This is a genomic window from Paenibacillus sp. J31R30, assembly GCF_059692115.1.
Genome location: NZ_JCAUAV010000001.1, coordinates 1088422 through 1102225 on the forward strand (window position 1 = coordinate 1088422; position 13804 = coordinate 1102225).

The 13804-nt window shown below is 44.4% G+C and carries 14 protein-coding genes; 6 read left to right on the top strand and 8 right to left on the bottom strand.

Annotation, left to right across the window (positions count from 1 at the left end):
- The first annotated feature begins 79 nt into the window (after positions 1-79).
- Positions 80-517: a GNAT family N-acetyltransferase gene (locus AC58QO_RS04040; protein ID WP_497263999.1), complete on the top strand. Its 438-nt coding sequence runs from the start codon at positions 80-82 to the stop codon at positions 515-517.
- Here AC58QO_RS04040 and AC58QO_RS04045 read toward each other — a convergent pair.
- Together AC58QO_RS04045 and AC58QO_RS04050 are read right to left on the bottom strand one after the other, a co-directional pair.
- Positions 514-2127, bottom strand: coding sequence for a sensor histidine kinase (locus tag AC58QO_RS04045; protein ID WP_497264000.1), 1614 nt, complete (start codon positions 2125-2127; stop codon positions 514-516). The genes AC58QO_RS04040 and AC58QO_RS04045 overlap by 4 nt on opposite strands.
- Positions 2128-2296: 169 nt before the next feature.
- Positions 2297-3046 (bottom strand): MBL fold metallo-hydrolase, encoded by a 750-nt coding sequence (locus AC58QO_RS04050; RefSeq protein WP_497264001.1) that lies wholly within the window; start codon positions 3044-3046, stop codon positions 2297-2299.
- Positions 3047-3181: 135 nt separating this feature from the next.
- Between AC58QO_RS04050 and AC58QO_RS04055 the strand changes: the two genes are divergently transcribed.
- The 3 genes from AC58QO_RS04055 (at position 3182) to AC58QO_RS04065 (ending at position 5182) form a co-directional block, all read left to right on the top strand.
- Positions 3182-4078 carry an alpha/beta hydrolase gene (locus AC58QO_RS04055; RefSeq protein ID WP_497264002.1) on the top strand — a complete coding sequence of 299 codons (897 nt, stop codon included), beginning with the start codon at positions 3182-3184 and terminating at the stop codon, positions 4076-4078.
- A gap of 81 nt (positions 4079-4159) precedes the next feature.
- Entirely contained in the window at positions 4160-4777 is a 618-nt protein-coding gene (locus AC58QO_RS04060; RefSeq protein ID WP_497264003.1) for a stalk domain-containing protein, read from the top strand.
- 90 nt (positions 4778-4867) lie between these two features.
- Positions 4868-5182 carry a DUF1292 domain-containing protein gene (locus AC58QO_RS04065; RefSeq protein WP_056612546.1) on the top strand — a complete coding sequence of 105 codons (315 nt, stop codon included), beginning with the start codon at positions 4868-4870 and terminating at the stop codon, positions 5180-5182.
- Between the two features lie 61 nt (positions 5183-5243).
- On the opposite strand, the gene AC58QO_RS04070 is transcribed toward AC58QO_RS04065, so the two are convergent.
- On the bottom strand, positions 5244-5663 hold the full coding sequence (locus AC58QO_RS04070) for a DUF1885 family protein (protein WP_497264004.1): 420 nt from the start codon (positions 5661-5663) through the stop codon (positions 5244-5246).
- Positions 5664-5844: 181 nt separating this feature from the next.
- Complete coding sequence (locus AC58QO_RS04075) at positions 5845-7314, bottom strand: aminotransferase class I/II-fold pyridoxal phosphate-dependent enzyme (protein WP_497264005.1); 1470 nt, start codon at positions 7312-7314, stop codon at positions 5845-5847.
- Between the two features lie 103 nt (positions 7315-7417).
- Between AC58QO_RS04075 and AC58QO_RS04080 the strand changes: the two genes are divergently transcribed.
- Together AC58QO_RS04080 and AC58QO_RS04085 are read left to right on the top strand one after the other, a co-directional pair.
- Positions 7418-8743 carry an MFS transporter gene (locus tag AC58QO_RS04080; protein ID WP_497264387.1) on the top strand — a complete coding sequence of 442 codons (1326 nt, stop codon included), beginning with the start codon at positions 7418-7420 and terminating at the stop codon, positions 8741-8743.
- Positions 8744-8776: 33 nt separating this feature from the next.
- The gene (locus AC58QO_RS04085) at positions 8777-9952 is read left to right on the top strand and encodes an MFS transporter (RefSeq protein WP_497264006.1); all 1176 of its coding nucleotides are present in this window, start codon (positions 8777-8779) and stop codon (positions 9950-9952) included.
- A 510-nt stretch (positions 9953-10462) separates the two neighbouring features.
- Here AC58QO_RS04085 and AC58QO_RS04090 read toward each other — a convergent pair.
- The 4 genes from AC58QO_RS04090 to AC58QO_RS04105 all read right to left on the bottom strand — a co-directional run bounded on the left by AC58QO_RS04090 (position 10463) and on the right by AC58QO_RS04105 (position 13768).
- The gene (locus AC58QO_RS04090) at positions 10463-11119 is read right to left on the bottom strand and encodes a TetR/AcrR family transcriptional regulator (RefSeq protein ID WP_497264007.1); all 657 of its coding nucleotides are present in this window, start codon (positions 11117-11119) and stop codon (positions 10463-10465) included.
- Between the two features lie 39 nt (positions 11120-11158).
- Positions 11159-12190, bottom strand: coding sequence for an ABC transporter permease (locus tag AC58QO_RS04095; RefSeq protein WP_497264008.1), 1032 nt, complete (start codon positions 12188-12190; stop codon positions 11159-11161).
- The gene (locus tag AC58QO_RS04100) at positions 12187-12915 is read right to left on the bottom strand and encodes an ABC transporter ATP-binding protein (protein WP_497264009.1); all 729 of its coding nucleotides are present in this window, start codon (positions 12913-12915) and stop codon (positions 12187-12189) included. Before AC58QO_RS04100 ends, AC58QO_RS04095 begins: the two co-directional genes overlap by 4 nt.
- Before the next feature lie 172 nt (positions 12916-13087).
- Positions 13088-13768, bottom strand: a complete 681-nt coding sequence (locus tag AC58QO_RS04105) for a hypothetical protein (protein ID WP_497264010.1) — start codon at positions 13766-13768, stop codon at positions 13088-13090.
- Positions 13769-13804 lie beyond the last annotated feature (36 nt).

The following is a 13804-nucleotide window of genomic DNA, read 5'->3' on the forward strand; positions in this document are numbered from 1 at the left end:
ACATGACTACTGTACATGTGGACAACTTTTCCGGAATGGGATAAGATCAAGAAACGATCTTAGAGAGGAAGATAGCCACATGGAAACTATTCGTGTAACGACAATGGATCAACTGAAAGCTTGTTTTGCTGTTCGTTTTAACGTATTTGTTGATGAGCAACAAGTACCCGCTCACCTTGAGATGGATGAGAAGGATGAGTCTCCGGAAGCCTGCCATCATTTACTTATTCAGGATGGAGAAATCCCAATCGCCACATCTAGATGGTATGAATATCAAGAAGCAACAGCCAAATTACAGCGTGTTGCCGTCTTAAAAGACTATAGAGGACGATATCTTGGGAAACAACTCATCTCTGCAATGGAGCAACAAGCTCTCGAGCTAGGGTGCAAATATGCGATTCTTGATGCGCAATGCCAAGCAGAAGGCTTCTACAGCCAGTTGGGTTACAAAGTGATTTCGGAAGAGCCTTTTTATGATGCTGGCATCCTGCATGTTAGAATGAAGAAAACACTTTAACTTACAGCTGCACTATCATTTCCAGAAGTCATGCTAACGGCAAGTGGGAAGGTAAGAATAAATCGGGTGCCAATCCCCAGTTCGCTTTCCACTTCCAAAGTGCCTTGATGATCCTGTACGATTTTATAGCAAATGGATAGTCCAAGTCCAGTTCCTGTTTCTTTGGTGGTGAAGAAGGGATGGAAAATTTTCTCTAGCTGATCACTCGGAATACCTGGACCATTATCCGCAATGATTAAAGTCGCGTTCTTCTGATCGCGGCTTAATTTCATGTGGATAGAGCCATTTGCTTCCATAGCTTCGCATGCATTCTTCATCATGTTTAGTAATAGCTGTAACATTTTATCTTGATCCATAAGCATGAGAACAGAATAGGTCGCTTCATGAAAATGTATTTCATGTCCAGAACTGGTGGCTTCGGATTCTATGAGTGCTATAACTTTAAGGACACATTCATTCAATGAATGGGTTTCAAAGACAGTTTGGTGCGGCTTAGAAAATTGCAGGAACTCGCCGGTCAAATCACTCATCCGATCGATCTCATCCATGATTAAACTGTACCAATTTTCAATATTGTAATCGCTTGCTTTTGATAATTGCAAAAAACCTTTGACCGTTGTCAGGGGGTTCCGAATCTCATGAGCCATTCCTGAAGCAAGCTCTCCGACGACACGCAGTTTTTCTGACCGTTGCATTTGTTCTTCACGCTTTAACCAAGATTCACGTTTCTTCATAAATAGATTATGCTCAGCTTGCAAAATAAGATCATCTTTCGTCAAGGCATCCTGCGGAAAGATGGCAATCCCATATGTATTTTGAATGCCCGTAAGCTTCGGAAGCTCTGAATCCAACTTCTGTTGATAAGAAGCTGTTGTTAGAAAATCCTTTTGAAGCGGCATAACGACTGCGAATTCATCTCCTCCATATCGTGCAATAAAGAGCGCCTCTTTGAATAATATTTGCAGAAGATCAGCCATTTGTTTGAGCACAAAATTGCCCGCTTGAAAGCCTCCAGATGTATTCATTGCCTTCAAATCGGTGCAATCGATGAGAAACAGCACGAGTGGCTGATGATGTTTAATTTGCTGTTCAAGTCTCCTGTGGCACTCTTCATAGTTATAAAGACCGGTTAAGGAGTCTTTTTGCGCTAACAATTGACTTTCATTTCGTAAACGATCCAATTTTCCACTTCGTAAATAAACGGTTCTTGTTAGTAGGGTTACCGCTGTGAAGTCTATGATACTAGGAAGTCCAAACATGTATTCTCTAGTTGCAGTTTGCGTAATGAAATTTACCGTCGTTAAATAAATAGTCGTAAAACCTACAGCGAGAAACCATGCTTTCGATTGGCTTTCTTCTTTGTAAATATGACGTGACAGCGTTAATAAATATAGGGGATAAATGAGTTCAGATTGACCAATCACATGAATGGACCCGATGATAAGCATTTGAATCCATGACATGTTAGGATGAGAAGATCGAAACCGAACAGACAAGATATAGAAAAAAACAGCTAGAAGAAACAAAGGGATGTTCAGTACGGTATGCAGATAGATAGAATATAGGCCATATAGAATGACATAAGCATAATAAACCCCATTGATAATCACCGCATCATCTCCCGATTGGAAATTTCCACCGTTCATAGACTCTTGTGACAAATTCTATACTTGTCATAAAATCCCTGCTATATTTCGAAAAAAAATGAGAAAAAAAGCGGGATTTATCGAAAAAAGCCCTGAGAACACATATTCTCAGAGCTTAGGTTGAAAATGGTGATTAGTCGACGAGGTTGATGATCTCATGTTGGTGAATAAAAGTCATGTGACCCGTTTGGCCGATGAATTCTGGCATGTGATCGTCATAATGCATCAGATAGACGAGTTTCTGTATGTCTTCTGGGAGGGTAAGAAGTTCGTTTAATGTTGCGTGAACAAATCCCTTTCCTTTTAATTGACAATCGTGAAAAATGGTGTGACAATTTCTTGTATGAATGACATCAATAAGGAATTCCTTATTAAATTGCATATCAGCACTATAGAATGTCCGATGATTGATAAAGATCGAATAATTAAGCTTCTGGGCAATATGAAGCGTAGGGATGATTTCAATGGTAAGCTCAGGCGAGATTTCAAAGGGGACGTTCTCTTGCAGAAAAACAAGTTCGAAATAATCTTGGAGTTGGTTGAAGCTTTCATCCGGATTATAAAGACCGCCTTTGAGGGAATTCTCCCACAGTATATCTGCTAATGTCTCTGTTATGTAAAGCTTCACTCGTTTACGGTTATACGAATAGTATAAACGGAAGGCTACTTCTTCAAGTCCGCCTATATGATCAGCGTGAATATGTGTAATGAGAATTCCGTCTATTTGGTCTAGCTCTAAACCAAGTTCGAAAAGTGATTTGGGGGTAGTTGCTCCACAATCTATGAGAAGAGTACCATTCGTTGATCGGATTAATGCACTAGTATTATAGTACTTTTTAGAAAAGGCACTGCCGGTTCCCAACATTTGAATTTGCAAACTCATTCAGCCGCCTCCATTTTTCGACAAAAATCCATCTTTTTCTAATGTAACATGGGAAGTTGCTGAGTTTCAACCTATATATGTGGATTAGAGAAACCATTAGGTTAAAGTATTCGAATAGAAGGTGTTGATTTCAAAATGAATTGGACTCTTATTTTCCTTATTTTAGTAATCATCCTGCTTGGTTTAGTTGGACTTTCAACTTACGTTGGTTGGCAGTTAACACATCCAACACGGAAGCTGGTAGATGATGCTCCAGAGAATTATGGATTGCATCGCGTGGATGTCAAATTTCCTAGTCGAACAGGTGAACTGTTAGATGGCTGGTATTTGGAGTCTCCCTATGCACCATCTGCTCCTAATACCATGACGGTCATCATGTCACATGGTTATGCAGGAACACGACTTGAGAAGGGGCTGCCCGCCTTGTCATTAGCTCAAGCGCTCGTGCGTGCAGGCCATCATGTTCTCATGTTTGATTTTCGAAATTCAGGACTTTCTGAGGGAAATACAACAACGATAGGCTTACTAGAAAAGGAAGATATCCTCGGAGCAATCGAATGGGTGAATACGCACGCCAGCCCGTCAACGAAAATCACTTTACTCGGTTTTTCAATGGGAGGTACCTCGTCCATACTAGCCGCCGCGGACGAGAAAACCGTTGCAGGTGTAATCACAGACAGTGCGTTTAGTCAATTGAGTCCTTATTTAAAGGAGAATCTGCCTGTGTGGTCGAAGCTGCCGCGATACCCATTTACACCGCTGATTCTATTTATTCTACCTAAACTAATCGGTGTAAACCCACATGCGGTAGATGCCTTAGCTGCCGTTGATCGTATTGCGCCAAGGCCAATTTTGTTCATACATAGCAAGGACGATTCGGCTATTCCTTTTACAAACAGTGTAGAGATGTATAACCGTCATCCCGCTGAATTTGAACTATGGATCACAGAAAAAGCAGGGCACGTAGGCTCCTTTCAATTGGAATCAGAAGCATATATTAAACGCGTTTTGAATTTTATTGCAAAATTATAAATTCATCGCAACTCTTCATAACCATCGGAGTATAAAGATGCAGACAGACAGATGACTAACGAGGTTGGAGGTTAAAATGAGATGAAAGTTCAGCGCATTTTTACGTTGATGGTTGTGTTCTTTGTTTTAAGTACGGCTGCGGTGGTAGCCTCATCGATATGGGGGGAATATAAAGGATATAATATCGCTAGATTAGTCGTAAACAATCAAACGAAGGAATTCGCAGATTCTGAAGTTCCACCTCTTATTGTGGATGGCAAGACGGTTCTGCCATTACGCGCAATAAGCGATGCATTACAAGCGTTGTTAAAGTGGGAGGATTCAAGTAAAACGGCCTACTTGTTTAAACCGAATGTACATATGTTCTTTACAACAGAAGTTCGTAAAGATTCGGCCATTGTCCCTTTCGGCGTTGTTGAACGCGGGAAACAAGCGGACTTTATCGTATTCGCTCAGGTTGATAATTTGAAAACGAGCATTAATTCTGTTCGCGTATCGATTGTTTCACCTAGTGGCAGCAATGTGATTTCCCCGGTTGAGAAATCAATTTCGGATTCCAAAGAGTCTTTTTGGTTGAAGGTTCCCTTATATGGCGTTTCATTTGATGAAGCGGGCACGTATGTTGTTAAATTTGCTATGCAGCAAAGCGGAAGCAGCGATTATTCTGTCGTTTCGGAAAAGCAAATTCAATCCGAGTAAGCGAAGCCATGCATAACTGGTTTGACCTCGTAATATGAAAATGTTAGGATATTTAAGTAACTTATTATTTAATGAAATGAGGTTCTGCCTGTGAGCGATGAGAAGCATGATCATGTGCACGGCCCGGACTGTGACCACGATCACGACGAGCAAGGGGAAGATGTTTTTATCGTAACGGACGAGAACGGGGTAGAACATGAAATGGTCATGGTATATACCTTCCAATCTCAGGAGCAAGCGTATGCTGTTTTACTCGATCGTAATGATCCTGAAGCAGATGGCGTGATTTTCCGTGTTGAAGAAGAGGATGAAGATGCTTTCCTAGTCAACATTGAAGATGAAGAAGAGTGGGAACGTGTAGTAACGATTTACAATGAAATCGTGGCTCAAGAAGGCGAAGAATAAGAGCTATACATAAGAACCCCCTAGCAGAGTGATCTGTTAGGGGGTTTCTGTTTGTAATTATTCATTTTCTAGGATTGAAATACATGATTCTACCGTTAAAAAGATGAAGTTCAGCTTTCAGAAGTTTACCCAGATATTTGCAGAATTCATTGCCCTTGCTTTTGTCGCCATGTGTGGCATTGTCGGGTAATACGAATTGCACGAACTGGCGCTCTTGCTCCTGGTTCTGTTCAGAACCGACCCCAACCACAATCGTATGATATAAGGGATTGATGCCTTTCAGATAAAACCATTTGCCTTCGCCTTCCGGTTTCGTCTCAATCGTATAAGGGAATCCGGCGTCGTCATACTCCCAACCAAGCTGTTTGGCTGTCAGACTGAGTTGATCCCGGTAATGCAGCAACTTTTCCTTGATTTCATCTAAGGTAAGTGCGGCGACTGCGGATCCTGTTACGAATTTAATATAAGCGCTTTGAGCCATTCCTTGATCACCTCATTCGCAAAACATCACCCATATCATAGCATCATGTAAACGGTTTTACAATATATCCCTTGAGGGAGAGAGTTGCATAAACGGCTCCGCCGTCCTATTAAGGATAGCGGAGCCGTTTATCTCAAAATTATCACGAATGATCAAGTGAAACCGATATAATTTTACATTTTTAGAAAATGGCTTGTGTTTCCACGATAACTTTCACCTGTTGCACACTGCGATCCTCAGGCCCTTTGACAGGCAAACCGACTTCCACATGCTCAATAATATAGTCGATCAACTCTTGTGTAATAACTTCACCAGGCAGCAGTATCGGGATACCAGGCGGGTAGACATAAATGAACTCAGCGATGATACGATCAGCCGAATCTTTGAATGGCAGAATTTCGGTTTCACCGTAGAATGCATCTCGTGGAGTCAAAGTCAACTGCGGGATCGCTGGCACCTTGATCACAACTTCTTTGACCTCAACAACATCATCATTGATGTGGGATAATTCTCGCAAAGCCGTTAAAAGGATGTCGACATTCTCTTGGGTATCTCCTGGTGTGAAGAGGCAGAGGATGTTGTACATGTCACTCATCTCGACTTCGATATTGTAGTGATCGCGCAGCCAGTTCTCAACTTCAAAGCCAGTGACACCAAGCTTGCGAACGTGGACACAGATTTTAGTAGGATCATATGCATACGTGGCTTCCTCACCAAGAACTTCTTCACCAAAGCAATAGAGGTTAGGAATCTCGTTGATTTGCTTTCTCGCATAGTGAGCAAGTTCAATGGTGCGTTCAGCCATATCGCGCCCATTGAGAGCCAGATGGCGACGAGACGTATCTAATGAAGCGAGCAAAATATATGACGTTGATGTTGTCGTTAGCATCGAGATAATCGTTTGAATGCGTTTCGGATTCACGCGATTCCCTTTGACGTTAAGAACGGAGCTTTGTGTCATGGAACCGCCAAGCTTATGTACACTCGTAGCAGCCATATCTGCTCCCGCTTCCATGGCGGACATCGGCAGTTTGTCATGGAAATGAATCAATACACCATGGGCTTCATCAACAAGAACGGGCATGTTATAGCTGTGAACTAGATCAACAATTTCTTTGAGGTTTGTACAAACACCATAATACGTCGGATTGATGACAAGCACGGCTTTCGCATCCGGATGCTTCTCGAGTGCACGGCGAACGGAGCGGGTTGGAATACCGTGATCAATTCCTAGATTTTTATCGCGAGCAGGCTGAATAAAGACGGGCTTAGCTCCAACGAAAATGATCGCGGCTAGTACGGATTTATGAACATTTCGCGGTACGATAATTTTATCGCCTTCCGAACAAACGGTCATAATCATGGTCATGATCGCGCCACTCGTGCCTTGAACAGAAAAGAAGGTGTGATCCGCGCCAAACGCATGCGCAGCCAGCTTTTGAGCTTCTTCAATGACACCCATCGGTTGGTGGAGATCATCTAGCGGTGCTATATTGATGAGGTCGATGGACAAGGCGTTGTCGCCTATGAAAGCACGAAACTCCGGGTCCATGCCGACTCCTTTTTTATGGCCAGGAATGTGAAACTGAATAGGATTTCTTTCCGCATGCGCAAGCAATGCAGAGAACAGGGGTGTACGGGTATGATCCACCTGATTATCGCTTCCCTTCTATCGTGGATTGCTTGTCCTCAAGAACGCAACAAACAAAATGAGTATATCAAACTAGAGATTTCATGCAAGTTAATTTTTTCAAATAGTTTGTGCAAAATGGGGTCAAACTAACAGAGAGAAGTGCAAATTGGCGCGAAAAAGGAGAAATCGCATGGTTTGGATGCAAAAATGGCGGAAAAATCGGTTGTTTTCCCCATTTGTGATGGAATTGTTAATTATTATGTTTGTTGTCGAATTTGTAAAGGGTGCCTTGCTTTTAACCATTTTACCAGTCTATATGAAAACGTCTCTCGGCGCTTCTGCATTTATTATTGGATGGACACTTGCCGCCCAATATATTGGTGATAATGTGTTACGTACGCCAGTTGGTTGGATCATTGATCGCCTTGGTTATCGATTTACGATGCTTACAGGCGTTTTGTTGACTTTCCTATCGGTTATTTTGATGGCAATCACCACCCAATATATATGGATGATTATCGGCTGTGCGCTGCTTGGGTTCGGAACAGCACCTTTATGGCCCTGTGTGATTACGGGGACAACGGAGGTAGCAGGGGATGAAGGCAAAGCAACCATCATGAGCGTGGTTTATATGGCGTGGCTGTCGGGTGTAGGGCTAGGTCCTGTGGCGATTAATTTCTTCGTCGGTGAAAATGACTATGCCTTTGCATTCAAGCTGCTTATAGGCTGTATGACGCTGGTCGTCCTTGTCGCGCTCATGCTCCCACGAAAGCAAACTACGAATGCTGGTAGAGCAGAGGAGAAGGCTGTTACAAAATCGCAACAAGAAAAAGGGCTTAGCTGGATTCATAAGGTGTCTACTTATTTGAGCGAAGTTCGTAAATCGATGTCGGTCAGCCCGCTGATGTTTCCCGCCATGTTTGCTCAGACGTTTGCTTTAGGGATTTTAACACCGATTCTAACGCTGTACGCCAAAGAAGTTCTGCAGCTTTCTTCCTTTCAATACAGTATGTTTTTGATTGCTGGAGGTGCGGTAACCGTCATTTTTCTAATACCAATGGGCAAAATGGTTGACCGTATGGGGATTCGTCCTTTTTTACTCATCGGGTTTTCGCTAAGTGCGTCAGCACTGCTGCTGTTTACTTACGTGAAATCGATGAGCTTGCTGTACGTCTTGGTCGCTGTGCTCGGTGTGGGTTATGCATTCATCATTCCATCGTGGAATGCTTTGATTGCTTCTGCAATTCCACCTGAGAAAAGAGGAGCAGTCTGGGGATTTTTCCTTACGATTGAAGGGCTCGGGATGATCGTTGGCCCTATCGTTTCTGGGAAGCTCTGGGACGTCTATGGGTATCACGCGCCATTCTTGACAAGTGGATTTGTGCTTATCGGGCTGCTTGTTCTTCAAATGTTCATTTCCATCCCCAAAAAAGGTATGGTACGATAAGGGAAAAGAATTGGTTTGGAGGCTTAACGCATCATGAATAAACAGATTGGAATCATCATGTTGTTGCTGATGACGATCTTTATCGGATTCGGAATTATCATTCCTGTGCTGCCTGAGGTCGTGAATGGCGCAGGCGCGAAGTTTCATAACGCATTACTTTTATCGGTGTACTCGGCAGCTTCATTCTTAATGTCTCCTATATGGGGAGGCTTATCGGATCGTATTGGCCGTAGACCGATTATCTTAATCGGATTGCTTGGCTTTAGTTTAAGCTTCTTAATTTTCGGCTTTGCGAATGATGAACTTTGGATTATGTATGTATCCCGTATTCTAGGCGGCTTATTCTCAGGCGCGGCAACGGCTTGTGCTGTAGCTTATGTAGCGGATATTACTACGGTAGAGAATCGCACGAAGGGGATGGGCATGGTAGGAATGTCGATTGGCTTAGGCTTTATCTTCGGACCTGCGGTTGGCGGGATTGTTAGCAAATGGGGAACGTACACACCATTCTTCGTAGCTGCAGCCCTGTCTTTTGCTTCATTCTTGTTTGCAGCTGCGATTCTAAAAGAATCCTTGACGGTGGACAAGCGTAGATCGTCGAAGGAAAAAGCGCCATCGCGCTGGACCGCATTTGATGGTGCATCGAAGTATTTGTATGTGTTATCGTTTTTCGTTTCGTTCACTTTGGCAGGACTGGAAGCAACGCTTCAGTATTATCAAATGGACAAAATCGGCGCAACGCCGTTTGACATTGGGATGATGTTCCTCGCGAGCGGCATCGTCGGTGCCTTGATCCAAGGCGGCGTCGTACGCCGCCTAGTGAAGCAGGGTGCCGAGCAGTTCGTCATCGGCATCGGGTTATTGCTCTCAGCAGCAGGCTTCTTCCTGCTGCTGTACTCCAGCAGCGTCGTAACCGCTGCGATTTACTTATCGGTCTTCGGCGCCGGGAACGCGCTGATCAGACCGTGCGTGACGTCGCTGATTACGCAGCGGACGAAGGTTGGACAAGGCGTCGCGACAGGCCTCAGCTCCTCCATGGACAGCCTGGGCCGCATCGCAGGCCCACTCCTTGGCGGAGCGGTGTTCGCGATCGCGCATTCGCTGCCTTTCATCATCGGCGGCGTGCTCTGCTTAGCTGCAATCTTGCTGCTGCAGCGCTTCATTTTGGTTGACCGCCAGACTTCTGCACAGCAGCGAGCGGTGTCATGAGAAAAACGGCTACGCCGCCCTCCAAAGACCTTTAAATAAATCCCGCCTCAGCCTGTGGCTAGGGCGGGATTTTCACGTTTAGCCGAACTATTCAGCCGGTCTTTAGTGTGCCGCCTACTTTGAGGCCGCTTAAGCTGGTGAAATCGAACTAATACTCCAGAAATGCAAGAATGCAACCTTTCTCTATCAAATAATCGATTTCAGCTAAAATTGATGCAAATAGGCATCAATTTCTGCATTTTCAGCTCTGATTAAACATTTTAGGCCCCAAAGATACCTTTTTGCATTTATTTAACACCTAGCAGTGAATTTCCCTGAAAAGGATGCTCTTTTGCTTTTTTGCCACCGATAAACCAAACATACAAAAGCGGAAACTTCGCTTCCCCCAAACACTTATACTTTCTAATGTGTTAAAAAGCTGCACATCCATCTCACCATAAGGAGAGGATGTGCAGCTTTTTTGTTAGCGCAGATAAACCACTTTCAATCTCATTCCCACGCCGACTCTCACTATCGAGGCGACAACCCGTACATAATAAACTTAATGGTATAGTCGATTTCTTTCTCTTCCTCCCAATCCGCATCGGGAATAAGCAGAAAACGGGCTATGAGAAAGCCCATAATGGTGGAGACAATCAGCCGCATCGTCGTGGGTGCTGGAAGGTCAATGATTTGACCTTGCCCCTGGAAATGTCGAATCGCTTTATAGGCTTTTTCCAGTACAAGATCGGCAACCTTCTCTTTAAATTGCTCACGAAGCTCATTGTGGAATGGAATTTCATGCATGAAAATTTTGATCACAGGAAAATGCTTACGAGCAAATTCTAGCCGATTCACGATGATAGCACGTAAAAATTGCTCAACACTCGGATATTCTGCCTCTAGGACTTTCGTAAAATCTTTGATCGCGAACGGCGCTATAAGCTTGGTCATCATAGGCGCTACGATCGAGAGGAGGAGTTCTTTTTTCGTTTTGTAGTGACGAAAGATCGTACCTTCCGCTACACCAGCCTTCTGAGCAATCTCGCTCGTCGAGGAGCCTGCAAAACCTTTCTCAGAGAAAATCTCCACGGCCGCTTGAACAATCTTAATCTGTTTCTCGGTCATTTTCTCTTCTTCGTCGTTCAGACGCAGCAGTTCAGTTAACCATGGCTCGATTTCGGACATTGCATTCACCTCTTATACTAATTGCTAGACATCCATCCATTATATCTTACGATGCTTCTTCAATGCTACAATGTTCAAGACCATAAATACGAGCGTAAATGACGCGAGCACGAGCACGTCTAGCCAGATGTGATCCCAGCCAGCGCCGCGAATCATAATATTCCGCAGGGCGTCAGCTCCGTAATATAACGGCATCAAATGACCGATCCAGCGAAGGTAAACCGACATCGTATCCAAGCTGAACAAGCCGGAGAAGAATACCTGAGGCACAATGATGAGCGGAATGAACTGAATCATTTGGAATTCATTGTTGGCAAAGGCTGAAATCAATGTTCCTAATGAGAGCGCCGCTAGAGCAAGCAGCAGGGTAATGAGCAGGACATACCAGAAGGAGCCTACCAACATGAGGCCTAGCACGGTAGTTGCAAACCAAGCTATGAGTGTAGCTTGCAAGGTTGTGAAGATCCCGAAGCCAAGGATATACCCGACGACAATCTCCCATCTGCGCAATGGTGTGGCGAGCAATCGCTCCAAGGTTCCGCCCGTACGTTCTCTCAGGAAAGACACACCGGAAAGCAGGAAGACGAAAAAGAAAACGAAAAAGCCAATGAGTACCGGTCCGAAATTATCAAATGCAGCCATGTCAGCGGCGCCATGTAAATAGATAATCGTAGGCGCGAGAGCTGCAGCGGTGCCAGCGGGAGCGGCGTTCTGAAGAGCTTTTTGCAGTAAAAAGAGCACAGCTTTATTCTTGCTCGGATCACTGCCTTCGAGTGTCAGTTGCGGTGTTGTTCCAATCATGCTGAGCACCGCGTCTAAGTTGACATTGTCCAGCTCCTTTTGAGCTTCATCTGCAGTATATACCGTGACTTCCGCATTCAAATCCTGCAGCTTCTGAATGAGTGGGGCAGGGACATTCACGGCTCCAAGTTTAGGTACGTAGGTGTTGCCATTAAACACTAAAGACATCATGAATAAGATCAGCATAGGGGCAACAAGCATCATCATGAGTGTTCGTTTATCGTGGAAAAATTGGCGAAGAATGCGAATGACAATAGCGCGAATTCTCATGCTCCAGCACCTCCATATACTAAGAATGCTTCTTCAATTGAGGAGGAGGAGGTAGCTGTTTTTAATTCCTCCGGCGTACCTATAGCGGTGAGGCTGCCGTCACGAATCATGCCAAGTTGATGACATTTGTCTGCTTCATCCATGACATGTGTGGTCAAGAGAATGGTCGTTCCCTTCAGGCTAAGATTCGTTAACTCCTGCCAAATTGATTTACGCAAGACAGGGTCAATCCCTACTGTTGGCTCGTCAAGAATGAGAATGCTAGGCTCATGAAGTAAGGAAATAGCGAGTGATAATCGTCGCTTCATGCCCCCAGAATAATTGCTGACTTGCTTCTTCAAATGGTCACTCAAATCAACTAGCTCCATAACCGCTTGTATGCGCTGCTTACATTTGGCGCCTTTGAGTCCATACAAGGCTGCAAAAAATGCCAGGTTCTCCTGCGCTGTTAATTCGGTGTATAAGGCATCTGATTGTGCCATATAGCCGATCTGTGAGAGCATGGCTAGCTGTGGCATCTTTTGACCGAGCACGTGCACCTGACCGGATGTGGGGGCGTCAATGCCTGCGATCATGCGCACGAGTGTTGTTTTACCCGACCCAGAAGGGCCTAGGAGTCCAAAAATCTGCGCAGTCGGTACTGCAAGTGTAATGTCCTTCAGTACCATTTTCTCTCCAAATTGCTTGCTGACCCCTTGCACTTGTATCGATGTGGATGATGTCATAAGCCTGCACCTCTTTCGGAAAATAGTAAAGTGAGTAATCACTCACTAATAAAGCTAAACTAATCATACGACAAATGTATGCGATTGAGAAGTGAGTAATCACTCATTTTTCCTAAAAAGGCATGCAAGCAAAGAGGCATTCCGCAGAATGCCCCTCGTCTCATACAAAAAGTTACTTTTTCGCTTTTGGTTCCATTTTGTGATCAACCCATTTCTCGATGGATGGTGTAAGTTGATCTTTGATGGATACCACTAGCTTGTCTTTGGAGATACCCTTCGCTTGCGCAATCTCTGTTAAAGACTTGCCCGCTTTAAGCTGCGTACGGAGCTCGTCTTTCGTCATGCCAAGCGATTGGGCAAGCTTCTCTGTGTCAGGCTTTAACCCGAACTTATGCTTGCCATGTCCAGGATGGTGAGCTAACAGGTTCTTCTCGTTGAGAATGAACTTTAGGTGCTCGCCGAGCTTTTGCTTCATGTGATCGCCTTGATCGGCGGTTAGCTTGCCATCTTTCACAGCGGCTTCAATTTTCGTTGTCCGCATCTGCTGGAGCTTGGCAGTTAAATCAGCTTCTGAAATTCCTTTTTCGGCAGCGACTTCAACAATGCTTTTCCCGCTCTTCAGTGATTTGAAGAGGACTTCTTTGTCGACACCGATAACGGTGGCTGATTCTTCAATAATCGGCCATTTTCGTTTGTGATGTCCACCTTGACCTTTCTCGTCAGCTTGTTGCCATTGCACGGTTGGCTGCTCGTCAGAATCAGGGTTTTGTGCGACAGCCGTAAGGCTTCCACCCAAGATACAGGTGAGAGCGATCGAGCTGATAAGCAGCTTTCTCATTTTGTTGTTTTCCAATGTATGCGAGGCCTCCTTTCCTGTTTACTGGGAATT